This is a genomic window from Pantoea sp. GM_Pan_4 (assembly GCF_026541005.1).
Classification (GTDB): Bacteria; Pseudomonadota; Gammaproteobacteria; order Enterobacterales; family Enterobacteriaceae; genus Pantoea; species Pantoea dispersa.
The window spans coordinates 100,808-124,347 of sequence record NZ_JALNUZ010000002.1 but is presented as its reverse complement, the minus strand read 5'-3'; the positions used below and the strand labels follow the sequence as shown (position 1 = coordinate 124,347).

The following is a 23,540-nucleotide window of genomic DNA, read 5'->3' as shown; positions in this document are numbered from 1 at the left end:
CCTCCTGAAATCGCCTGGTCGGCGACGAGCAGAACATCAAAAAGCCAGCCCGACAGGCAGGCACACCATAAAAAAACATCAGTCATGAGAGCCTCCCCCTGCTGAAATCTGCCGGGGAGCCTGTTCACCACTGAGGCCATGATGAAGGTCGGCATCCCGGCCGGCGAGAAAACCGGCCATCCGGGCAGCGCTGTCACCGCGGCAGCTTCCCGCCTCACGAACAGTCACGTCGGCCAGTGCGTCTCCGGCATGGCGCTTTGTCAGCCAGCGCTGAAGTACGGTATTTTCCTCCTCAGAGGGCGCAAATGAACGCAGCACCTGCCAGACGCCGGATACCCAGCCCTCCCTGAACTGATCTGTACGACGACGGCGCGTACGCAGCAGCATTCGACGGGTACGATACTGTTCCATGTGCGTTTCAGACGCGGCGCGCAGCTGGCGCTGCAGAACGGTATAGATGTAGAGCGCCACCTCGGGTCGTTCGCTGAAGCCATAAAAGTGAAGTGAACGGCGAACGCTACTGGTTCCCTGTGAACTGACATGAACATGCCAGCCAAACCAGCAGCGACATCCTGTGGCCATGCAGACCACTGTTGCCAGAGAGCTCAGCCAGGCTGGCACTTTATCTGCATTGCTGGTCAGGCTCAGGCAAACTGACTCGGTGATGCCACTGAGAGAAAGCATGTCTGGCGTCATACCATGACGCTGCATAAGCCGCTGGGCCAGTGCAACCGCACGGGCGGCTTCATGAGGATTACTGTTGCGCGTGCCCAGCGCCATCAGGCGGCGGATACGGGCTGTGACTTTTGCGTTATCCGACATAGCGCATCCCCCTGCTCCCGGTAGCACGGTGACGGTCCTGTTTCTCTTTGACATCCTGACAGCCAGCACAGAATTCCACGCCCGGCACAGCCTGCTGGCGAGCGACCGGTATGTCTGCTCCGCAGCATTCGCAGAACGCTTTTGACGGTTTTACAGAGTGCACCTGCGCCCGGATTGCATCTATGCCGCGCTGGGTGAACAGAGCCGTACTGGCTTGCGCCATTTCATCGTTCAGATCATCAGACATTTTCCCCTCCCTTTGCAGCAAGTCGCTGCAGCTCACGCAGACGGCGGATAATGCGGATAAGACGCATTGTTTTCACAACCGTAATATCGTCGAATACGGCCACGTCAGCCGGAGATTGAGTACCAAAGAAATTCAGACAGAACATAAACATATTGAACTGTTTGTTGGGGAGTGAGCCGGACAGGCCTGCCAGGAAGAGGACAAATTCGCTGCCGGTTTCGGAGACGGCAAAGCCTGATGACTGAGGGTGTTTATCCTCCCGCACGTTGTCCGCACAGCCCATCGCCTCAGCAATCTCGAAGACAAGCCGGTAGGCCATATCCTGCAGATGCTCGATATCATCCTGGAGTGCCGGGATGTGCCAGATATCGCTGACGGGCTCAAGGCCGGTAGCAGCGAAGGAGACTGAGCTGACTGACGCCGGCAGAGGGTCATTTTCCTCACCAATTGCTGATAACAGTGTGCTCTGACTGAAATCAGTAAGAGAAATGCTGTCCGTACCAGCCGTTTCACCGGTAATGACCGGCCGGCCGCCAAAAAGGTCATCCTGGACTTCGCGACGCGGTTCACTGCCGGCGGTTACCAGTGCGTTTACAGGTAGTTCAGCGCCTGCGTGCAGTTCCGGAGCTGGCTCGGGACGACCGCGTGTGATCAGGGTGCCGCTGCGCAGGCCCGTTACCGGGGTTTCGGAATCTGTATCCGGAGGCAGAACAGTGACATTAGACTTCGGGGATTCCCGGCCTGTCGCTCTTTCCTGTGGTGGCGACATTGCCGGCAGCGGTGGCGGCTCACCAAACTGCTCACGGCGCTTCTGTTCACGGGGGTCAAGCTCAATCAGCCATCGATCATAATTGAGGCTCGGATGGGGCAGAGCTTTAACCAGGAGACCTATTAATTCATCGCGCAGGTGATCAAAGGAGAAGCTGTCAGGATCATTAAAATTCTTGCACGCTTCACCAAATACCCGCTCAAATTCATCTGTCGAATCATCGGATACGTCATATTTAGTCCATACTTTCTCAGCCAGAATTCTGAGGTTGAGGATGGGGAGGGCCTGCCCACGACTGAGTCCTCTTTCCAGAAGGTCAGGCATGTGCGGATGAAGATATTTGAGTGTATCCTCCATCCGGCTGATACTGGATGCGTGAACAGGATAGCCTTCATCGTTCAGGAGTTCAGACAACTCACGAAGTGAAACAGGCCTTCCCAGCTGCTCTTCCTGAATAATTCTCGCATTGTGAATCCCAAATGCTTTGTCAATGAAGCTCAGATCTCCCCTGACGTCGTTTTCAGCCAAATGTCCGACAAGACATTTCAGTCGCCCGGGCCACGGTTTAAAAATGGTGTGTATGCGATAGAAACGTTCATCGCCGGTTTCCTGCCATAACTCACAGAGAATCTGATATCGGGTGTTGCCGCCGTCGCTGAAGATGTAAACGTCTTCCCCCTGAGGATCGCGGGTCACTTTTGGAATGGAATCCAGCCCGCGAGCACGCACGGAGGCTTTGATTTCTTCATAACGCGGATTGCGGCCTTTACGGGGGTTGTCCGGATTCGGGCGCAGCTGATCCAGAGTCAGTACCATTGCCATTTCGCTGACCGGCAACGAAGCGGCATCCATTGGGTCAGTGATCTGAGAAGGCGATTTACCCCGTTGCAGCATGGCAGCACCGATGTTCAGGTTACGAACGTTACTCATGCTGCTGTCCTCCCTGCGCTGGCCGTCAGGTCAGAAAATCGGGTGAAACGACCTTCATATTGCAGGCGAATTGTGCCTGTAGGCCCCTGGCGTTGTTTGCTGATGATGATTTCAGCGACGCCTTTATCATCCGTGTTTTCGTGGTAGACCTCATCACGGTAGATAAAAACGATGACGTCAGCGTCCTGTTCAAGAGCCCCGGAATCGCGAAGATCACCATTATTCGGACGTTTATCTGCGCGGCTCTCAAGCTGTCGGTTCAGTTGTGACAGCGCGACAACAGGGCAGTCCATTTCTTTGGCCAGCGCTTTCAGAGAACGCGATATTTCTGCAATTTCCTGCGTGCGGTTTTCCTGATCCGGGCAGCGCATCAGCTGCAGGTAATCAAGACCGATAATCGATGGATGACCATAGCGCCGCGCGTTGCGTCTGGCGCGAATACGAAGCATCGCGGGCGTCAGTGAACCGGTGTCATCAATGATGAGGCGATCTTTGAGGTCCCCTGTTAATAGCCCATAAGCGTTTGACACTCGCGCCCAGTCTTCATCATCCATTAACCCACTCTTGAGGTGCGTCAGGTCTATGCTGCCCAGTGAAGCAACCATGCGCATCAGGATCTGTTCTGTAGGCTGTTCAAGACTGTAAAACTGCCCGTTTGACTCCTTTTTTTTCATTAAGGAATTAATCAGCAAACTTATTAGCAACGCCGTTTTACCCATCGATGGACGTGCCGCTATAAGCACTAAGTCGCCAGCCTGAAGACCGCTGGTCATAGCATCGAAGTCTTCAAAACCTGTAGGCGTACCGGTAATACCGTCAGGGACATTGCACCGGCGCTCCAGCTCAACCAGCAGCTTTTCCATACCATCAATGAGAGTAACTGCCTGTTCAGGTTCAGTTCGCTCGGCAAGTCGGGTGATTTTCTGCTCGGCAATTTCCATTACCCTTTCAATATCAGCACCCGGTTTTTTTACCGATTCAGTGATTTCTGTACCAATTGCGGCTAACTGACGACCCTGACTGTATTTTGCCACGATGTCACAGTACGCAACGATATTTGCCGCGCTGGGCGTATTCTTAGCGAGCTCTGCCAGGTAGGCAAAGCCACCGAGTTGGTCAAGGGCATCTTTACCACGGTTTTCAATACTTTCAGCCAGCGTCACGAGGTCTATGGGCTTACTGGCCGCCACCAGACGCGTCATTTCCTGAAAGATGGCTTTATGAACCTTATGGAAGAAATCACTGGCGCTGAGGCGGATTGCTACTTCATCCCAGCGATCGTTATCCAGCATCAGGCCACCGATGACAGACTGTTCAGCATCAAGAGAAAACAGACCGGGGATATTTCTGCGATTAGAGGTCATCTTTACGCCCCCCTTCTGCTGCAAGCTCGTCAAACTTCTCTTTCCATTCGGGAAAAAGTTCGCATGCAAGGTTGTGCATGGAATCAAAGGCCGAATCACTTTTACGGCTGGTTTTCTTCTCGAGTCTGTGAACTGGCTGCCCTGCTGCATGACCATGTTTATAGATATCCAGGTCATAGATTCTGGTCTGAAGCATCTCAATAACTATTTTGTCCGAATGCTGACTGTAATCACCGCCTGAAATGATGGCTTCAGCATGCTCAACGGTGGTTTTGGCCAGCACCGTATAATCCATACAGTTAACCAGCATGCGTATCTGCGGGAGTTTGATACCAAAGGCCAGATAAGGAAGGAGCTCTTCCATAAGAGCAACTGTGCCGCGCATGAATTCGCGGACATCGGGCAGAACGGGCTTTACCATGCCGATCATTTCACCGGTAGCGGCAAGAATAATCAGTTCCGACATCACCGAACGTGAACCCTGTGAATCTATCAGGATGACGTCATACCTGCTGAATACTGGATTCGCCAGCGCATTCCGTAGGCGCACGCGTCCGTCGGCAACATTGAGCATGTAGGTAGGTAAAAGGTTGCGGGGATCATTGGAGACAATGACGTCCAGATTATCGATCTCGGTGCGGGAAATTATGTTTTCTGGCCGTGAGAGGTCTGCAGTCTGCATGAGCAGCTCATAGAGACCGCAAGGCGCTTCATATGCTAAGGGATAGATACTGCTGGCAGTTGGCTGAGCGTGATCCCCGTCGATAATGAGGGTTTTGATGCCCGCATCCGCGAGAAAACCGCCGAGATTTGCGGCCTGGGTTGATTTACCCTCGCCACCTTTAGTTGAAACAACTGGAATCACTTTCGGTCTGGCACCAAGTGATTTGTAATTATCTGATTTTAAATGCATTTATAACACCTGAAGTTTATTCAGGTGAGATAAGCAATTTCACAACAATCAAAGCGGAAAAAATTAACACTTACACACGGGGATTGAAAATCCCCGTGTCCGTGGTTCGATTCCGCGTCCGGGCACCACTATTCAGAAAACCCAGCCTTATGGCTGGGTTTTTGCTTTTCTGCGCCGGCATATTGATTCGCTACATTGCCGGTCTTAGCGCTAAAAATTCGCAGCTGTATCGCTGCTATTTCTCTCTTTCCAGTCCCTCATTTGCGCGACGCGTCGCACACTTTTGCGATTGCGCCCAAACCTTTCCAGCGAATTGCGCCACCGGTCACGCCGCGTTGCGCGTGTCGATGTTAAAAAACTGTTAATCGTAGTACCTGCCTGCCGTCGTGGCTTTTGTTCTTAACTCTGCGTCTGCTGCATCTCACCGTGCCGGACGCTTTTGATACACCGAATCGTGTCGCCAGAGGGAGTAATCGTGAACCTTCGTCGCCTTAAATATTTCATCAAAATCGTCGACGCGGGCAGCCTGACGCAGGCCGCTGAAAGTTTGCATATTGCGCAACCAGCGCTAAGCCAGCAGCTTGCCACGCTGGAGGGAGAAGTGAATCAGCAGTTACTGATCCGCACCAAACGCGGCGTAACGCCTACCGAAGCGGGGAAAATGCTTTACCATCATGCCTTCACTATTTTGCATCAGTGCGAACAGGCACAGCGCGCCATTGACCAGATCGCCGCAGCAACTGCAGAAGGCATGCGCAGCGGCTCCCAATAAAGCACGGATGCCGCCCCGCTGCCTCGCACTCCGGTTAAATTTCGTCAGCCAGTCAGCACTCAACCCACACCGCACCGGCATCCGCCGATTTGACACACTGTTCCACCCAGCGTACCCCCATCAGCCCGGCGTGCACGTCCGGATACCAGAAGTCCTGCAGGAAGGCGTGATCGCCGCGGTCGGTGGCATCCATCGCCAGCGCAAAACGGCGATAGAGATTCGACCAGGCTTCAAATAATCCTTCGGGATGGCCGCCACCAATACGGTCATCGGCCAGCGCGCTGGCGTGCAGATAACCCATGCCGCGCTCAAGAATCTGCACCGGCTCGCCCTGCACTTCATAGCGCAGCTGGTTTGGCTGTTCGTCCCACCACTCCAGACTGGCTCGGGCCCCCACCACGCGAATTTTCTGGCCGTGCATCGATCCGCAGTTCACCGCTGACGCCCACAGCGTACCGACCGCACCGTTGTCATATTCCATCATCACAAAGGCGTTATCTTCCAGCGGCGCACGCGAGGCCACAAAGCTCTGGCGGCTGCACAGCAGGCGTTTTATTTGTAACTGCGGCAACAGGGTTTCAGCGATAAACAGCGGATGGGTGGCCAGATCGCCCAGCACATAGCTCGGGCCAACAAAACGCGGATCGACGCGCCATTTGGTGCTGGCATTCTGCAGCTCCACCGCTTCGTGATGAAAGCCGTGAGCAAACTGCATGTTCACAATCCGGATCTCACCCAGCAGCCCGTCAGCAATCATGGTGCGCGCCTGCTGAATCAGCTGATGGCCGGCATAACCGTAGGTCACGCCGATGATCTTCTGCTGCGCTTTACACAGTTGCTGCAGTTCCTCAGCTTCAGCGGAGGTGAAACACAGCGGTTTTTCACACACCACGTGCAGCCCGGCGCTGAGCGCGGCGCGGCAGATAGCAAAGTGCGTATTGTTCGGCGTGGCGATGGAGACGGCTTCAATGCCATCAGCGCGCGCGGCTTCTGCTTTAAACAGGGTTTCGTAATCGCTATAGCAGCGCTCCGCCGCCACGCCCAGCGCGCGACCAAACGCCCGCCCGCGCTCCGCATCAATATCAAACGCACCCGCCACTAAGGTAAAGTTGCCGTCGCGTAAGGCTGCGGAACGGTGGATGTAACCGATCTGGCTGGTGCCGCCGCCGCCCACCATGCCCCAGCGCAGCGCGCGATCCAGTACTTTGCTCCCGTTAATCATGCTGTTCTCCTCAGAATCCGATGGAATGCAGGTAGTGCAGGCTGGCCGTGACGTCCTGCAGACTGGTGGCGGCGTTGCGCGGATCGCGCTCCTGCTCAATGGTGATCCAGCCCTGATAGTGACGTTCAGCGAGAAACGCCCGCAGCGCCGGGTAATCAATCGCGCCCTGGCCAAGCGGGCACATCACACCCTCGGCACAGGCAGTGAAAAAGTCGACACCGCGCGCAATCACATCGCGCCAGACAGCCGCATTAATGTCTTTGAAATGCAGATAGTCGATGCGCGACCAGTAGCGTTGCAGCCAGGTCTGCGGATCCATGCCGGAATAAAAAAGATGGCCGGTATCGAGACACAGTCCGGCGACCTCATGCGGGATGTCCTGCACCAGCTGTTCCAGTTCATCGGCAAACTCAATGCAGCCACCGGCATGAGGATGAATCACCGGTCGCACGCCGTAGTCATGCCAGGCGATGTGACTGAGCTGAGTGATGTGCTGCATCATGCGCTGCCAGTCTGCGGGTGCCAGGCGCGGCGCTTTCTCTGTCTGGCCAGCAAATTGCGCCCGCTGCGGGTTACCGAAATCGATAATCACCAGATAGGGCGCGGGCCGGTTATCACCGTGCGTGCGTGCCGCGCACGGCACCTGCGACAGGTTGCGGCAGATGTTGTGCGTCAGCTCAACCATCGCCGGGAAATTCGCCTCGCTGACCAAATCATCAAAAATGGTGCCGGCCACCAGCGACAACTGATGCGCTTCCAGCTGCTGGCGCAGTTCGGCGGCATCGGTCGGCAGATAGCGCCACGGCCCGAGTTCAATGCTGCGGTAACCGGCCTGGGCCGCCTCGCGCAGCACCGTTTGCCATGGCGGCAGGAAAGGATTGTCAGGATCGTCTACGCCCCAGCTGCAGGGCGCATTGGCAATGTGTAGGGTCATGATGGTTCCTTATGATGAGGGCTGGCGTCAGTATCAAATAGATATTTCACCAACCTCAATCATGGAACTTTCATTCTTTGATAGCGATCATAAATTTAATTATCAAATTTTTGATAATTTTTTATCAAATGCTGTCGTCATGCGCGCGGGCGCGGCTGTTGCCCGGTGAGCGATAACAAAGGGTGACGGCGCTACGTCTCAAACATTTTCCCGCATGACGATCTCAAACGGCAGGGTGACCTGAGAAAAATGGTCGCTGCGCTCAGCGTGACGTTGCAGCACGGTTTGCGCCAGCTGTCGTGCCATGTCATCGATCTGGTGGCGCAGCATCACCGTGATGGTGCCATCTATCAGCGCCAGGTCGCCATCATTGACCGGGCCGTGACAAATCAGCGCCACCTTACGCTGCGGCTGCTCACGCAGCGCCTGAACGACCCCTTCAATGCCGCCGCACGGCGCGTAGATCAGCGCCAGATCGGCATGCTGCTCCAGCAGCTGGCGGGTCGCCTGATAACCACCGGCAATCGATTCGTGGGTTTTGAGCGGTTCCAGCACGCGGCGTGCACTGTCCTGCTCGCGCAGATACGAGCGAAAACCACTCTCGCAGTTCTCCTGACAGATAAAGCGGTGATCCCCCAGCAGCACGCCCGCCGGACCCGGCTGATGCAGCAGATGGCTGGCGATCCAGCCCGCGCTGCGCCCGGCTTTCTGATTATCCAGGCCGAAATAGCCAGCATGCCCACAGGGCGAGAAGTCAGAAAACAGCGCGTAGACGCGCACGCCCTGACGCGAAACGTGCGCTATCGCGTGGCGGATCAGCGGATGATCCAGCGCCACCACGCCGATAGCCTCCACCTGCTCAGCCAGCCGGTAGAGCGAATCCACCACCGCTGCCACCTCATCAATCTCGTGCCAGACAAACAGCGGCTCGCTGCCGGCCGGATGAAATGGCTGCGTCTGCTGGCGCAGCGCATCGGTTAGCGTTTGATAAAAAGAGTACGAAGCCGACAGCAGGATAAACCCCATACGCAGCGTCACGCCGTCGCTCTGTGCACTGAGCGGGGCGTGGCTGCTGCGGTAACCCAGCCGATGCGCCGCTGCCAGTACTTTCTGTTCGGTTTGCGCCCGCACCGGCGCGCGGCGATTGAGCACCCGATCCACGGTGGCGATCCCCACCCCGGCAGCGGCGGCAATCGCGCTCATGGTAATTTTGCTCATCGTTAAGCCCCTAAATGATAATAAACTATCAAAAATAATGCCTGACGTTATGCTTTCACGCCATATAAGCCGGTGTTTATCCCTCAATAAATGAGTAGATCCTCTCATTCTTTTGATCGCTGTCGCACAAACACCATCATCCGTTTCATTTCTCACGCAAATAGAATAATTATTTGGCAAACGATCGCCGCAGCGGGTCGCCGGCACTGATGGAAATGCATCAGCAAAGCATTAGAGCCGGTGCCGGGCTGTTTTTATAGTTGACGCGACACCAGCCGCCGATTGCGGTGGTGGGTAACGTAACGCGCAGGAGAACAACAATGAAAATCGCTTTTGATGTGGATGTTATCCGCGATCTCGGCATCACGCGTATGGTGCATCAGGTCGCGGAGTGGGGTTATAAATACATTGAACAGTCGCCGCATCCGCAAATCAATCCGTTCTATAAACACCCGAAAGCCAGCCGGGAGATCATGCGCGAGTACAAAAATGCGCTCAACGCTACCGGACTGGAAATCTCCTCGTTTATCACCGTCTATCGCTGGTCGGGACCGGATGAGCTGCGGCGCCAGGCGGCGGTGAAAAACTGGAAGCGAATGATTGAGATTGCCGTGGAGATGGGCGTGCAGGTGATCAATACCGAACTCTCCGGTAACCCGAACGAACCCGAAATCTGCGAAGAGATGTTCTATCGCTCAATGGACGAGCTGCTGCCGATTTTCGAGCGTGAAGGGATTCGCGTGGAAATTCAGGCGCATCCGTGGGATTTCTGCGAAGAGAGCAATGAAACGGCCGATATCGTCAAGTCGTTCCGCAGCGACAACGTCAAATACATCTATAGCGCACCGCATACGTTCTACTATGACAAGGGCAAAGGCGACGTGAAGAGTATGCTGCATTACGCTGGCGACGATCTGTCGCACATGCTGATTGCCGATACCATGAACCACACCAAACACTGTCGCTACATCGTTAACCCACCGGGCGTCGATGCCACCATCCACCAGCACGTGGCCGTTGGCGAAGGTGAGGTGAATTTCGACGCGCTGTTCGAAGCGCTGCGCGAGATGGATTTCGCTAACCGCCACTATAAAGTGGGCGGCGAGTCGATTATCTCCGCCGCGCTGTTTGGCTATCCGGAGAAGATGAAGTATCAGGCGGTGGAAACCCGCGAGCTGATTGAGCGCGAGCTGCTGAATCTGTAAATCGCCCGCCCTTAGCCCCCTTTCTCGCCAATGACAGCTGGGCGCACAATCAGCCCCCTCTCCCGCCTGCGGGAGAGGGTTGGGGTGAGGGCAAACGCCATCGCCCATTCCCCATCACACCGTCACCCACTCCACCTCCACAAACTCGCCGCGCGTCAGCGACAGCTGCGCCGCTTCCGCGATGGCCTGCGCGCGCAGCCCGTCAATCAGCCCCGGCAGACCGGCCACGTTCTCGCCGCCAAGATGGCGCACAAACGCATCGAGATGGCGGTAATAGGTCTCCTGTACCCGGCTGAACCAGTCCGCATACAGCCCCGGCTGGCGGATGTGCTGCCCCTGATACAGCGTTGCTCCGCGCACCGCCTGGCTTTCCGATGCCAGCATGCCCAGACTGCCCATCACGCTGATGCGCTCGTCATAACCGTAAGCGGTACGACGGGCATTATCGAGCTGCGCCAGCGCGCCCTGCTGCAGGCGCATAATCAGCACCGAGGTATCGACGTCAATGTCGCGGATCGCCGGCATCGCCAGCGCGGCACCGAGCGCGCCCACGGTGACCACTTCATCCTCAGTTAGCCAGCGCAGCAGATCGAAAAAGTGGATGGCCTGGTCGCGCATCTGTCCGCCGGACGCCTGCAGATAGCTCAGCGGCGGCAGTTCAGAGGCGCGGCACACCATCTGGATGAGCTCGCTGCGTCCAATCACGCCCTGCTGCAGCTGGGCTTTCAGTTGTGCATGGCTGCGATCAAAACGCCGATTGAATCCTACCGTCACCGGCACCTGCAGCGGGGAAATGCTGGCTACCACTTCCCGGGCGCGTGACAGCGACAAATCGATCGGTTTTTCACAGTACACCGCTTTGCCCGCCAGTACCGCCTGCTCCAGTAGCGGAGCGTGGGTCGGCGTCGCACTGGCAATCAGCACCGCATCAATGGCCTCACTGCTCAGCGCCTGCGGCACGCTGGCGGCCCGCGCCCCAAACTGCTCTGCCAGCGCAGCGGCGCGCGCGGTGTCTATATCGCACACCAGCGCCAGCTCAACGCCGGGATGGCGCGCCAGGTTTGCGGCATGCACCTGGCCAATAAATCCACAGCCAATCAAGGCAAAACGTTGCGCACTGCGCATGATAACGCTCCTGTTGCTCACACTTCGGCATCGTCGGTCTTGTCAAAATATCGCTTTCTGGCAGGCTGTCTGAACGCGGTTTTTGATGGAATTCACTCAGATGAAAACAATGACGCTGGCCGAACTGGCTAAGCGGGTGGGTGTGGGCGTCGCCACGGTAGATCGGGTGCTGAACGACCGGGGCGGCGTGTCGCCCGCGATGACGAAAAAGATTTTACTGGCGGCGCGCGAAGCGGGTTTGAAACGCATCCTGCCGGAGGAGCACCGCCACGCGTGGCAGATAGAGGTGCTGCTGAGCGGTAACGGTTCCTTCTTCTTTCAACAGCTGGCGCAGGATTTTGCCCGGCTGGCTGATGAGCTCGGCTATCGTCGCCTGCGGCTGCACCGCACGCTGATTCCGGAGCATGCGCCCGAAAAGCTGGCGGCGCATATCGAAGCCAGCAGCAAAAAGATGGACGGGCTGATTGTTTTCGCCCATGAAAATCCGCTGATTTACGCGGCGCTTGAGGCCTGTAAAGCGCGTGGCGTACCGGTCATCACGCTGGTGGCCGATCTGCCTGATGCGCCGCGCCTGTGCCATGTCGGTATTGATCAGCTGAAGGCGGGACGCACCGCCGCGCTGATGCTCGGCAGCATGCTGCCCGTGGCGGGAGATGTGGTGCTGGTTAGCGGTCGCGCTGATTACGCCGCGCACCGTCTGCGCATCGAAGGGTTTCAGGCAGTGCTGGCGGAGCGTTTCCCGCATCTGCGGCTGCGGGAGATCATCGCAGGCCAGGACGAGCGCGAGCGCATCAGCCGGCTGCTTGAGAAAACGCTGGCCGCATCGCAGCAGATTGTCGGCTTGTACAATACCGGCATGGGCAACACGCAGATTCACGAAGCGCTGGCGCGCCACCGGCTGTGCGGCAAGGTGGTGTATGTTACGCACGAACTTTACCAAACCACCCGTGAGCTGCTGGCCAAACGCGTGCTGACGCTAACGCTCGATCAAAACACCCTGCGTCACGCACAGCTGGCGCTGACGCTGCTGCTGCGACATCTGGAAGAGGGTGAGCAGCCAGAGACCTATCAGCCCGGCAAAGTCGACTTTATGCTGTTTACGCAAGAGAATTTTGCCTGATTCGACTTTGTCTTTTATCGCCAGCGCGGTTAAATCGGCGTGATAGCGTGCTGCTACACTCAGTAGCAGCAAAAATCTTCTCACAACAAGGCGAACGCATTATGTCGGAAAATCAGTATCAGCCCGCGAAAGTCTGGACCTGGGACCCGGAAGCCAAAGGTAACGGGGCAAAGACTAACCGTCCAACCGCCGGGCCGACGCATGAGCAAACGCTGCCGGTCGGTAAGCATCCGCTGCAGCTCTATTCGCTGGGGACGCCAAACGGCCAGAAAGTGACCATTCTGCTGGAAGAGCTGCTGGCGCTCGGCGTGCAGGAAGCGGAGTATGACGCCTGGCTGATCCGCATCGGCGATGGCGATCAGTTCTCCAGCGGCTTCGTTGAGGTTAACCCCAACTCAAAAATTCCGGCGCTGCGCGACCACTCGATCACGCCGCCACTGCGCGTGTTTGAATCCGGCAATATCCTGCTCTATCTGGCAGATAAATTCGGCCACTTTATTCCCTCTGACGTGGCGGGCCGCACTGAAACCCTGAACTGGCTGTTCTGGCTGCAGGGATCCGCGCCGTACCTTGGCGGCGGTTTCGGCCACTTCTATCACTACGCACCAGAGAAAATTGAATACGCCATTAACCGCTTCACGCTGGAAGCCAAACGTCAGCTTGATGTGCTGGATCGCCAGCTGGCGGACCACCGTTTCCTCGCCGGCGACGAATATACCATTGCCGATATCGCAACCTGGCCGTGGTACGGCAATCTGGTGCTGAACAACCAGTACGGTGGCGGCGAATTCCTCGATGTGCAGTCGTACAAAAATGTGGTGCGCTGGGCAAAAGAGATTGCCGACCGTCCGGCGGTGATCCGCGGGCGTAAAGTGAACCGGGCATTTGGCGCCGAGCCGCAGGATCAGCTGCTGGAACGGCACGATGCGAGCGATTTTGATACCAATACTGAAGACAAGCGTCAGGCGCGAGGCGAACAATAATGGCCGCATATGTCGTTATGATTAAAGACGAAACGCTGGACAAAGACGAGCTGGCCACCTATTCGCAGAAAGCCGGCGCGGCGCGTGGCGATCACCACATCACGCCACTGGCTTTCTACGGCGATCTGGAGGTACTGGAAGGGCGCGATGCTGAAGGCGTGGTGGTGCTGCAGTTTGAAGATGCCGAGGCCGCCAAAGCCTGGTACTTCAGCCCGGCCTACCAGGAAGCCAAAGCGCATCGCCTGAAAGGCGCCAACTACCGCGTACTGCTGGTGAACGGCGTGGCGTAATGGATGACGTAACCCGTTGCTAAGCAAGGGTTATCCGCGGCGCGATCCCTCGCGCCGCGATTAAACCCAGCGCGGTTAATCCAGCGTAATCCGCACCACGCTATCCGGCCCTTGCGGCGAGCGATCTTTATTGAGCCCCTGCTTCACCGTCACGTAAAGCGTCTGACCATCTGGCGACACCAGCAGGCTGTTAGGGTGGGTCGGCAGCGTCCAGCTATTTTTCACTGCGTAAGTCGTCGCGTCCAGCTGCAGCACTTTGCCGCCGAGTCGCTGGCTGATGTAAATCTCGTTGCGCTTCGCATTGAATTTGATGCCAAGCGAATCGCCGACATCCAGGCGTTTGATCACCTTACCGCTGCGCTCATCAAATACCAGCGTGGTTTTGCCCTTAGAATTGTCAGTGACGTACAGGCGGCCATTGGCGGCATCTTCCGCCAGATTTAACAGCAGATACTCCTTGCCATCGCCTGGCGTCCAGCGCTGCTCAATTTTGTGACTGCGCGGATTAATCACCAGCACTTCGCCACTGCCGTTCGCCGCGTAAATACGGTCGGTTGACGCCGAATAGAGCAACCCGGTCACCCACTTACCGGCGTTTTTGATGGTGGTTTTCAGCCGCAGCGTATTCGCATCGACCACCCAAATCATCGCCGGATTCTCAATCGCACCGATGTACAGCAGGCCGTCATGCAGCAGGATTTCACGCGCGCCAACCGGATTGCCTTTGTCGTTTTTCAGGCCAAACAGCAGACGCTGCAGCACTTTACCGCTTCTGGCGTCCACTTTCGTCACGCCACCGTCCAGCGTGTTGGTAATGTACAGTACGCTGCCGTCCGGTGAAGCCGTCATGCCAAAGTTTTTCAGATCGGTATGGGTTTCGCCCAGCGTCGCCAGCGTGCGGGCATCCAGGCGATACAGCACGCCACCGTTGACGGTTTTAAACGCCTGCGCGCTGGCCACATACAGCGCAGCCGGATCGCCCGGCACATAGGCCATTTCATACAGGCCGTCGCCCAGTTCACGCTGCTGTACCTTCTCCGCTGCCGCTGGCTTAGCCGCGGCGGCAGGCGCTACTGATTTTTTAGCCGGCGCCTGACAGGCGCTCAGGCTCATGGCTGCCAGCAGCGCCAGAGCCAGCGCGGTGGCGCGCGGGCGTAATGATGAAGTCATTGCTGTCTCCGGTAAGGACCGATGGGTTACCTGCGCGAGCAGGAAGCACAAAAAGGAATGAGAATCATACGCATTATTGTATCAGTCGTAAATGTGCCTGATCGGTGGCAGGAGGCGCAGAGCTGCGCTGCGTCAATGCCCTCCCCTCAAATTGCTACTTGTAGTATGCTTGACGGCATTCCTGCCACAGATGTTGATTTAAAAAATGATGGTTCCTGACTATTTAATCAGTGTGTTGCTAACGGCCCATAACAGTGAAAAATTTCTGCCTGACACGCTGGCGAGTTTAGAAAAGGCCTGTCATGGTGTTGAGCAGTATATTGAATTTATTCTTATTAATGACGCATCCGTCGACAACACTGCAGCGTTACTCGATGATTTTTCCCGGCGGCATCCGCAGGCGAAAGTATTTAATATTGATTACCGCAACATTGGCCGGGTGCGTAATTTTGGCGTTCAGCAGTGCAGCGGTGAATATATTACGATGCTGGATGGCGACGATCAGTTGCTGGCCGACGCCCTCGCCGATATTGTCCGCTACCTGAAAAGCCATCGTCCGGACGCACTGTTCACGGCGCTTAATGAGGTATATGAATCCCGGCCTCAGCACATCACATGGCAGGGCCTGCAGGCGGAAACACTGTCACGGCATCAGGCCATTGAAAAATTCCTGATTCATCGCGATTTGCAGGCGCACTTTATCGGTCAGTTTATTAAGCGCACCATGCTGCTGGCACATCCCTTCCCGGATTATACCTGCTACGAGGACGCCTGGCTTTTCCCGGAAATCCTGGTCAGCAGTGATGCAATCGCTTATAGCCGCCAGAGCCCTTATCTCTATTTTAAACGCGGCAACAGCTTATCCAGCCAGCTGGATAAACACAAAATTTCACTCTTAGTGAGCGCAACGCAGCATATGGATAAGGTGTTGCAGGAGCGCTATCGCAATCTGCTATCCTGCCACTGGATTAATATTGCACATAAACACCGGCAAGCCCTGGATAATCCTGACGACAGAAAGCAGGTTATTGAGGCGATCACTAAAATCAGGCCGCTGTCTTTTCTTTTCGATAGTAAAATCAGAACCAGCTTTAAAAAGAAATATCTGGCTCTGAAGTTAAACAAACCGCTGTAACTACCGGGCGCTATGCCAGCGCCGGTTTATCAGGACGATGCTTTCTCAGGCGGATGAATCATGGCATAGCTGATGATAATCGCCATCACCAGTATCAGCACCGAACCACTCTGAATTAACACCGTGTCGGTCAGTCCAAAGATGATAATTGACAGCGGCAGCAGCGTTAATCCGGCGACGCCGCGGCGTGCGGCTAATATCAGCAGCACCAGGTAAAAAATCAGCAGGGAAAGTGCGCCAGCTATCCCCTGCAGCGAAAGCGTTTCAAGGAAATCATCGTGCAGGTGATACATGACGTTTTTATACGCTTCGGGATTGTGACGCTCATGCTGCGTGATGTATTCCCGCGCTTTTGCCGTACGCTGATCCGGACTTTGCCCCAGCAGCGACCACGAAACGCTGTGCCAGCCGCCTTTCCAGATAGAGAAACGGGCGCCAATCGAGGTGTTGTTGTTGGTCTGATAAGTATCGACTTCATTGTGGATGCTGTCTAAGCGCTGCCAGACGCTGCCCGGCATAAATAAAGCGCCTACGATAATAAACAGCGCTAACACCACCAGCGAAATTTTACCCGCCCAGCGGTGGGTAAAATAAAACCAGGCCAGATAAATCAGTGGCAGGGTTAATACGCCGGCGCGTGATTCGGTCAGAATCATCAGCAACATATTCACGACAAAAACCGCGCTGAATAAGATTATTTGTCCGCCGCGATGGGTGATTACCCGGTAGCCGGTATACAAAGTACAGAGCGCCAGCGCGGTAATCAGATAGGAGACGGTACCGGCGGAATCGGTCAGCAATCTGATGCGGGTCAGCGTTTTTGCGTGTTCACTGATAGCGAAACCTAACGTCACCAGCAGCCCGACAAATAAGATGGCGCTGCAGGTTATCAGGAGTGGACGGCTAAGATAGTGGCGCCAGGCAACGATAAAATAGCTGAGAAAAGCCGCGATAATAAACAGCTTACCGCCCTGGAAGTAGTTATTCACCACATCACTGAATTCAGCGTGGGAAAACATCTTTGCCCAGATGAGCCTGACCAGCCCAATCAACAGCAGCGGAAGCGCTACCGTTATGGCCGTTTTATCTGTTAGCCACTGTTTTTTCACCGCCAGAATTACTAAATACAGAGCCACCAGATAACTGGAAAAATAGAATATTTTGCGCGGTAAGGCTTCAACCACCAGTGACGACGCCAGCGCGATACTCAGCAGCACAAAACAGAGCTGGTAAATATTTTTTCCCGTCATCAGCTGGCGAAAAGCGTGAGCTTGCACTTAACAATACCTCATCTTGATATGTTTCAGGCGCCACAGCATGGCCTGCCACCATCTTTTTTGACGAAAAAGCGACTTATACATTCTTTTTGCCTGCTGCGCATTGGCTGGCTGGTCAAACGCCATCGTGGACAGCGGTGAATCCTGATAAATATCGCGATAATGGTGAACCACAAACTGTTGATTCCATACCTGCCAGGGCTTATCCGCACCGGCATAATGAATCAGGCAGGTTTCCGCCGGCACGTCGAGCGTATAGCCACGATCGTCATGGGCCAGCATGGTCAGGGTATTGAAGCGAGGAGAAACAAAGGTCACTTTATCTTCCAGTAAAATATTCAACGCATCCTGGTCGAGATACTGGAAGTCTCGCCCGTGTTCGGACAGTAAAGTAAACGCGCGTTCGCTGATATGGTCAGCGCGCCATTGCGCCACATCAATCAGCATCATACCGGCGTTAAAATAGCGCTCGCCGCGCAAGCCGGCATTCTTCGCCAGCACCGGCTGCAGCGAGGCAATTTCACCGACCACCAGCGCAACCGCCTCGGGGCCGGTCGGGATCTGCCACAGTTCATTGAGCGGATTAATGCACACCATATCGGCATCAAGATAGAGCAGTTTTTCCGCCTGCGGCAAAATCAGCGGTGCCAGAAAGCGATAGTAGGTCGCACGGGTAAAAAGTTCAGTGACCGGCAGCGTGGCAAACAGCTGGTCCGGCAGATGATGCAGCGTCACGCCGTGGCGCGATCCCTGAAACAGCCTGGCCAGCCGGGGGTTATCGGCCGGTGTCAGTTCTGACGAGATCAGATGGAAATGATACACGCGGTCTCCGGCGTGTTTCATGATGGACAGCATCGTGATTAGCGCATGCGCTTTAAACTTTCCGTCAACGCCAAAAACAACATGTTGATCGCTCTGTACCGGAAAAAGTGGTTCGGCGTTTATCTCCTGAAGAACATCATGATTCATTGCGCGCTTCTCTGCTGCGGAGCGCTACACTCCGTAACCACTTAATATGTAGACAATAAAATTGAATTTAGCATAAAACGGTAAAAGATTACCACTTTGGTAAACCCAAAGAAAGCGTAGCACGGTAAGCCAGGAGTTTTCGCAGACGAGACAAAAGCAGCCTCTCCCATCCTGTTATTTACGATGAGAGAAGCACGCTGGAGAATAAAGCTACAGCGACGCGCCGCCGCAAATTACCAGCTCCTGTCCGGTAATGGCAGCGGCAGCCGGCGACAGCACAAAGCCAGCCAGCGCGGCCACCTCTTCGGGATGGATATAGCGTCCGATAGGCGGCAGTTTCGGCGGCGAGCTGGCGCGGTCCGGCTGCAGCAGCATCGGCGTGGCGGTGGCACCGGGAGCAATCACGTTGACCGTAATGCCCTGCGGAGCCAGTTCGGCGGCCCAGCTGCGCGCCATGCCCACCATCGCCGCCTTGGTGCTGACATACTGGCTGCGATTCGCCGCGCCGCGTGACGTGCGGCTGCCGAGCAGCAGAATACGATCGCCGTGGCCCATCTGCGGCAGCAAGGTGTTGGCCATGATTTGCGCCACCTGCACGTGCAGATACCACAGCCGCGCCCCCTGCTCTTCCTCCAGCTCACCCAGCGGCGCGGCCAGCATCATGCCTGCCGCGTGCACCAGCGCATCCACCTTCGCCAGCCCGGCCAAAGCCCGTTTCAGCTGACCGGCGTCAAACAGGTCGACGCTGACGGAGGTAAACGCCGGATGATCTTTCTCCACCGGCGTACGGCTAAAACCGGTGACCTGCCAGCCCTGTGTCAGCAGCTCATCGGCAATCGCCGCACCAATGCCGGAACTGACACCGGTCACCAGCGCATGGCGGCTCATGCTTTGTCCCTCACCCAGTTCTCCTCCACGCGCACGTACTTGATGGCCTGGCGAAAATAGGTGTAGGCAATGTGCAGTGCGCCGTCCGCGCTCTGCTTAATGCTGGGATAGGAGAACTCACGGTTCAGTTTCTGCTGTGAATTGTTGGTCATGCAGTAGCCGTCCCCTTCATCCAGATTACGCTGCCACGGCCAGCTCACCCCGCCATCGGCAGAAATAGCCAACGTCATCGGTGCGCGCGGAGCCCCCCAGAAGGCGGTGCGTGCGCCCTGAACCACCGGCTGCGCCGCCACGGCCACCGCCGCGTCATCTTCGTCTTCGATTTCGTCGTACAGTGACAGGCGACGCTCGCTGGCATCACGTGCGCTCATGGCGTTAAACACCAGCGCCAGATGGCCGTTGTGCAGCGTGGTCACCTGAATCGATGAGTTATTATTTGGCAGATCGGTCGCCTGTGGCGCGCTCCAGCTTTCACCGCCGTCGTCCGAACGACTCTGGTAGATATAATCAGCCCAGCGGCTGCGATACAGCGCCAGCAGGCTGCCATCCTGCAGCAGCGTAATGTTCATGTGCACGCAGCCGAGGCTGTCCGGCACCGCCACATCGCGCCAGCTCTGGCCTTTGTCACTGGAGATTTTTACCGCACTGATGTCATCATTGCCCACCCATTTCACTCCCGGCTGGGTGCGACAATAGAACACCGGCAGCAGCCAGTTGCCATTCGGCAGTACCACCAGCGGCTGGCGGATAAACGTGCCCGGCTGATCGAGCAGCGTATCGATGGCACTCCAGCTGTGACCCAAATCGTGTGACTGGCGATAGCGCACAATCGCCGTGTCCTGATTACCGGACTTCTGCGCGGTCCACAGCAGCCACAGCACGCCCTCGGGATCGAGAAACAGCACCGGATTCTGTTCCGATCGCGCCGGATCGTCGGATAACTGTTGAGGATCGCTCCACTGTGCGCTGCCCTGCGCCAGCCGCGAGCACCACACCGAAATATCCGCGATGCCTTCCTGCGTGCCGCCAAACCACACGCACAGCAGGTCGCCGTTCGGTAACGGCAGCAGGTTAGCGGCGTGATTCTGCGGACAGACCGAAGGCAGCATCGCCGTGAGCTGCTGCGCGTCCTGCGCGTGCGGATGAAGCTTACCGTTACGTTCGACGGTAATGGTTGAGTCGGTCATGTCAGGCTCCACTGTTTTGCATTGATGAATCAGGTGCATTTTTGCGCTGCGGCTGGCGTGACGGGATCAGGCGGTCAATCAGCATGATCACCGCCGGTGTGACCAGCGCGACGTACATATTGTTGATGCCGAACGGATCGCCCAGCAGATACCACAGCGAGGTCATGACGCAGGCACCAATCAGGCCGGCGTTCGCGCCGCGCGTACTTTTATAAAACGGCAGGTAGAAAGCGATGATCGCCACCACCGAAATTGACAGGCGAATGGCGCGGGTAAAGAACGACAGCTTCAGCACTTCCGGTACGAACAGCACGAAGATCAGCGGCACGAAACCGATCAGCAGTGACAGCCAGCGCGTCATGCGAAATTCGCGTTCCGGCGTCGGATTACGGTACGGCACATAAAAGTCCTTCACCACCAGTGAGGCGATGGCCAGCGCCACGGTGCTGACGCTGACAAAAATCGATGCCACCAGCGAAGTGGTAACAATCCCTGCCAGCCACGGGCTCATGTCCTGCAGGAACACCGGCAGCGCGTACAGGCTGTTAATCTCCGGATGCAGATACTTTGCTGCCACGCCAATCAGCGCAATGGCGATGGCAATCGGCATACAGAAGAAGAAGGCGACCCAGGTGGCGCGCTTCGCAGACGCCGCACTTTTGGTCGAGGCAATGGCCTGAATCACAAACTGGGTGCAGAAGATCGACCCGATGGTGCCAATCATCCAGGCAAAAATGGTGCTGGGCCCGACGTTACCGTCCCAGGTCCAGTAAAAGTGCGGCATCTCTTTGATCATCGGGCTGACGCCGCCAGTCATGTGCAGCGCCACGCCGAGAATGACCAGAATACCGATATATTTCAGGCCGCTGTGCAGCAGCGTCACCCAGGCGATGCCTTTCATGCCGCCGAACATAAAATAGAAGGTGCTGACCAGCGCGGTGATCACCGCCGCCGTGGTGAGATCAAGGTTCAGTACCGTAGAGATCGCCGCCGCACCGCTGACATAGTTACCGACGTTCACCAGCAGCAGCGCGTAGATCATGATGATAGAAATAATATTTTTGGTGGAGTTGCCATAGCGCTCGGCAATCGCGCCGGAAATGGTAATTTTGCCGGTGTTGTAGATGCGTTTGACCAGCAGAATACCAAACAGCGGAAAGCCGATGGCGGCACCGATCACCGACCAGGACGCGGCAAAGCCATCCTCAAAAGCCGCCTGCGCCGTACCGATGGTTGACTTGGCGCCAATGTATTCAGACATCAGCATTACGCCGACCACAAACGCTGGCATCACGTTTGAACCCGCCATAAAGTCGCCGCTGTTTTTACTGCGCAACCGCCAGGTCAGCCAGGTAGTGAACAGGATGTAGGCAATGACAATCCCGACAATAATCACCATCCCTTCTGCAGAGAACTGTTTCATGTTCGCCTCATTGATAACGTAGGGTCGTGGTGCGTGCCGGGCTTCACACGCACCGTTAATGAGGCGGCCATGATTATTGTTGTTGCGTCGCTGCGCTGGCTACCCCGCACCGTGCAAAATGATTTACTTCACTCAAAAATGAATAAATTTACGCACAGGCAGGGCAATTTATAGATTAACTGGCGCTTAATTAGTTTGATCATGCTCACAAACAGTCAAATGTGATTAATAATAATCAAACCTGACTGTGTGAGATAGCGAGGCAGACGGCGTACCTGGCCACGGCCACCGCGCCGGGCAGCCGCGAACGTCAGGCGAGACTGTCGTTTTCCAGTTTCTGCCGTTTGCGCAGATGAGGGAATAGCGCCATCCACAGCGCCACGACCACCAGGGTGCCGACACCGCCAATCGCCGCTGCGGGCACCGCTCCGAACCATGCGGCCAACAGGCCGGATTCGAACTCCCCCAGCTGGTTAGAGGTATTAATGAAGATGGCGTTGACCGCATTGACGCGCCCGCGCATCTCATCCGGCGTGTCCAGCTGCACCAGCGCGCCGCGAATCACCATGCTCACCATATCGAAGCCGCCGAGTGCCGCCAGCGCCAGCAGCGAGAGCCACAGCTGCGTCGACAGCGCAAATACCAGCGTAGCCAGACCAAAACCGGCTACCGAGCCAAACATGATCATGCCCACGTGCTTTTCCAGCTTGTGACGGCTGAGCCACACCCCAACCAGCAGCGCCCCGACCGACGGGGCACCGCGCAGCATGCCCAGCCCCCACGGACCGGTATGCAGAATATCCTGGGCGAAGATCGGCAGCAGCGCCGTGGCGCCGCCCAGCAGCACGGCAAACAGATCGAGCGAGATCACCCCAAGCACATCTTTGCGCTCGCGGATGAAGCGGACACCGGCAAACATGGTGCTGAGGCTGGCCGGAATACGTGCCTGCGGCGGTCGTTCGTAGCGCAATCGGCTGACCAGCACAATCGACAACAGATAGAACAGCGCCGAAACACCGTACACCACCTCCGGCCCGGCCACGTACAGTAAGCCGCCCAGCGTCGGACCGACAATCACCGCCGCCTGTCCGCCCACCGAGCTGGCCGCCATGGCGCGCGCGAGGATGGGCGGCGGTACCAACGCTGGCAGCATTGAGGTGATTGCCGGCCACTCCAGCGCTTTAGCCAGCGAAATCAGGAACACCAGTCCCCAGATTTCAATCCGGCCCGCCCAGTGCAGCAGCGTCAGCGCCACCAGCCCGAGCAGCGCCAGCCACTCAATCAGCTGCCCCAGCAGCACGATGCGGCGACGGTCATACTGATCCGCAAGGTGACCCGCCGGCAGCGCCAGCAATACTGAAGGTAAAAATTGCATCAGACCGATCATGCCCAGCGCCATAGCACTGTGCGTAAGCGCATAGATTTGCCAGCTGACGGCCACGGAGAACATCTGAAAACCAAACGATGAACAGGTACGCGCCAGCCAGAAGGCGACGAACGACCTGTGTCGCAGCAGCGAATCTTCCGCTGCGGTGACCGGTGAACCCATAGTTTTATCCCATCCTGAAGCAGAACCG

At 56.4% G+C, this 23,540-nt stretch carries 22 protein-coding genes and 1 pseudogene; 7 read left to right on the top strand and 16 right to left on the bottom strand.

Annotated features, from left to right (window positions below; translation table 11 throughout):
* Positions 1-78: 78 nt before the first annotated feature.
* From OXR61_RS06510 to OXR61_RS06490, 5 genes are read right to left on the bottom strand one after another with little or no spacing between them, the layout of a single operon-like run.
* Positions 79-822, bottom strand: coding sequence for a DUF2786 domain-containing protein (locus OXR61_RS06510; RefSeq protein WP_267411411.1), 744 nt, complete (start codon positions 820-822; stop codon positions 79-81).
* Positions 812-1,069 (bottom strand): TraR/DksA C4-type zinc finger protein, encoded by a 258-nt coding sequence (locus OXR61_RS06505; protein ID WP_260642031.1) that lies wholly within the window; start codon positions 1,067-1,069, stop codon positions 812-814. The genes OXR61_RS06510 and OXR61_RS06505 overlap by 11 nt, the downstream gene beginning before the upstream one ends.
* On the bottom strand, positions 1,062-2,768 hold the full coding sequence (locus OXR61_RS06500; RefSeq protein WP_267411406.1) for a ParB family protein: 1,707 nt from the start codon (positions 2,766-2,768) through the stop codon (positions 1,062-1,064). Before OXR61_RS06500 ends, OXR61_RS06505 begins: the two co-directional genes overlap by 8 nt.
* Entirely contained in the window at positions 2,765-4,132 is a 1,368-nt protein-coding gene (gene dnaB-PI, locus OXR61_RS06495) for an SPI-7-type island replicative DNA helicase (RefSeq protein ID WP_267411405.1), read from the bottom strand. The genes OXR61_RS06500 and dnaB-PI overlap by 4 nt, the downstream gene beginning before the upstream one ends.
* Positions 4,122-5,045 (bottom strand): ParA family protein, encoded by a 924-nt coding sequence (locus OXR61_RS06490; RefSeq protein WP_267411403.1) that lies wholly within the window; start codon positions 5,043-5,045, stop codon positions 4,122-4,124. The genes dnaB-PI and OXR61_RS06490 overlap by 11 nt, the downstream gene beginning before the upstream one ends.
* 475 nt (positions 5,046-5,520) lie before the next feature.
* On the opposite strand from OXR61_RS06490, the pseudogene OXR61_RS06485 reads away from it, so the two are divergent.
* Positions 5,521-5,769: pseudogene (locus tag OXR61_RS06485) on the top strand (LysR family transcriptional regulator); the annotation flags it as partial.
* 100 nt (positions 5,770-5,869) lie between these two features.
* On the opposite strand, the gene OXR61_RS06480 reads toward OXR61_RS06485, so the two are convergent.
* Both OXR61_RS06480 and OXR61_RS06475 read right to left on the bottom strand, forming a co-directional pair.
* The gene (locus OXR61_RS06480; protein ID WP_021507773.1) at positions 5,870-7,039 is read right to left on the bottom strand and encodes a Gfo/Idh/MocA family oxidoreductase; all 1,170 of its coding nucleotides are present in this window, start codon (positions 7,037-7,039) and stop codon (positions 5,870-5,872) included.
* 10 nt (positions 7,040-7,049) lie between these two features.
* On the bottom strand, positions 7,050-7,973 hold the full coding sequence (locus tag OXR61_RS06475) for a TIM barrel protein (RefSeq protein WP_021507774.1): 924 nt from the start codon (positions 7,971-7,973) through the stop codon (positions 7,050-7,052).
* Between OXR61_RS06475 and OXR61_RS06470 the strand changes: the two genes are divergently transcribed.
* Positions 7,972-8,142 carry a hypothetical protein gene (locus OXR61_RS06470; RefSeq protein ID WP_021507775.1) on the top strand — a complete coding sequence of 57 codons (171 nt, stop codon included), beginning with the start codon at positions 7,972-7,974 and terminating at the stop codon, positions 8,140-8,142. The two genes, OXR61_RS06475 and OXR61_RS06470, sit on opposite strands and share 2 nt — an antisense overlap.
* A 29-nt stretch (positions 8,143-8,171) precedes the next feature.
* Here the strand turns inward: OXR61_RS06470 and OXR61_RS06465 are convergent, their stop codons facing one another.
* Positions 8,172-9,191 carry a LacI family DNA-binding transcriptional regulator gene (locus OXR61_RS06465; protein ID WP_021507776.1) on the bottom strand — a complete coding sequence of 340 codons (1,020 nt, stop codon included), beginning with the start codon at positions 9,189-9,191 and terminating at the stop codon, positions 8,172-8,174.
* Positions 9,192-9,511: 320 nt separating this feature from the next.
* Between OXR61_RS06465 and OXR61_RS06460 the strand changes: the two genes are divergently transcribed.
* A complete protein-coding gene (locus OXR61_RS06460) occupies positions 9,512-10,396 on the top strand; it encodes a sugar phosphate isomerase/epimerase (protein WP_021507777.1) in 885 nt (294 codons plus the stop codon).
* A 114-nt stretch (positions 10,397-10,510) separates the two neighbouring features.
* On the opposite strand, the gene OXR61_RS06455 is transcribed toward OXR61_RS06460, so the two are convergent.
* Positions 10,511-11,521, bottom strand: a complete 1,011-nt coding sequence (locus OXR61_RS06455) for a Gfo/Idh/MocA family oxidoreductase (protein ID WP_021507778.1) — start codon at positions 11,519-11,521, stop codon at positions 10,511-10,513.
* 100 nt (positions 11,522-11,621) lie between these two features.
* Between OXR61_RS06455 and OXR61_RS06450 the strand changes: the two genes are divergently transcribed.
* The 3 genes from OXR61_RS06450 to OXR61_RS06440 all read left to right on the top strand — a co-directional run bounded on the left by OXR61_RS06450 (position 11,622) and on the right by OXR61_RS06440 (position 13,914).
* Positions 11,622-12,641: a LacI family DNA-binding transcriptional regulator gene (locus OXR61_RS06450; RefSeq protein WP_021507779.1), complete on the top strand. Its 1,020-nt coding sequence runs from the start codon at positions 11,622-11,624 to the stop codon at positions 12,639-12,641.
* 101 nt (positions 12,642-12,742) lie between these two features.
* Positions 12,743-13,624, top strand: a complete 882-nt coding sequence (gene yghU / locus OXR61_RS06445) for a glutathione-dependent disulfide-bond oxidoreductase (RefSeq protein ID WP_021507780.1) — start codon at positions 12,743-12,745, stop codon at positions 13,622-13,624.
* Positions 13,624-13,914, top strand: coding sequence for a DUF1330 domain-containing protein (locus tag OXR61_RS06440; protein ID WP_021507781.1), 291 nt, complete (start codon positions 13,624-13,626; stop codon positions 13,912-13,914). Before yghU ends, OXR61_RS06440 begins: the two co-directional genes overlap by 1 nt.
* A gap of 75 nt (positions 13,915-13,989) precedes the next feature.
* Here OXR61_RS06440 and OXR61_RS06435 read toward each other — a convergent pair whose 3' ends face one another.
* A complete protein-coding gene (locus OXR61_RS06435; protein ID WP_021507782.1) occupies positions 13,990-15,084 on the bottom strand; it encodes a YncE family protein in 1,095 nt (364 codons plus the stop codon).
* A 205-nt stretch (positions 15,085-15,289) separates the two neighbouring features.
* Here OXR61_RS06435 and OXR61_RS06430 point away from each other — a divergent pair, with 205 nt between their 5' ends.
* Complete coding sequence (locus OXR61_RS06430; protein ID WP_021507783.1) at positions 15,290-16,219, top strand: glycosyltransferase family 2 protein; 930 nt, start codon at positions 15,290-15,292, stop codon at positions 16,217-16,219.
* A 29-nt stretch (positions 16,220-16,248) separates the two neighbouring features.
* On the opposite strand, the gene OXR61_RS06425 is transcribed toward OXR61_RS06430, so the two are convergent.
* The 6 genes from OXR61_RS06425 to OXR61_RS06400 all read right to left on the bottom strand — a co-directional run bounded on the left by OXR61_RS06425 (position 16,249) and on the right by OXR61_RS06400 (position 23,512).
* Complete coding sequence (locus tag OXR61_RS06425) at positions 16,249-17,496, bottom strand: O-antigen ligase family protein (protein WP_021507784.1); 1,248 nt, start codon at positions 17,494-17,496, stop codon at positions 16,249-16,251.
* The gene (locus OXR61_RS06420; RefSeq protein ID WP_021507785.1) at positions 17,497-18,465 is read right to left on the bottom strand and encodes a glycosyltransferase family 8 protein; all 969 of its coding nucleotides are present in this window, start codon (positions 18,463-18,465) and stop codon (positions 17,497-17,499) included.
* A gap of 210 nt (positions 18,466-18,675) precedes the next feature.
* Positions 18,676-19,353: an SDR family oxidoreductase gene (locus OXR61_RS06415; RefSeq protein WP_021507786.1), complete on the bottom strand. Its 678-nt coding sequence runs from the start codon at positions 19,351-19,353 to the stop codon at positions 18,676-18,678.
* Entirely contained in the window at positions 19,350-20,540 is a 1,191-nt protein-coding gene (locus OXR61_RS06410; protein WP_021507787.1) for an exo-alpha-sialidase, read from the bottom strand. The genes OXR61_RS06415 and OXR61_RS06410 overlap by 4 nt, the downstream gene beginning before the upstream one ends.
* A gap of 1 nt (position 20,541) precedes the next feature.
* Positions 20,542-21,963 (bottom strand): sodium:solute symporter family protein, encoded by a 1,422-nt coding sequence (locus OXR61_RS06405; RefSeq protein ID WP_021507788.1) that lies wholly within the window; start codon positions 21,961-21,963, stop codon positions 20,542-20,544.
* Between the two features lie 310 nt (positions 21,964-22,273).
* Positions 22,274-23,512, bottom strand: a complete 1,239-nt coding sequence (locus OXR61_RS06400; protein ID WP_031279748.1) for an MFS transporter — start codon at positions 23,510-23,512, stop codon at positions 22,274-22,276.
* Positions 23,513-23,540: the final 28 nt, after the last annotated feature.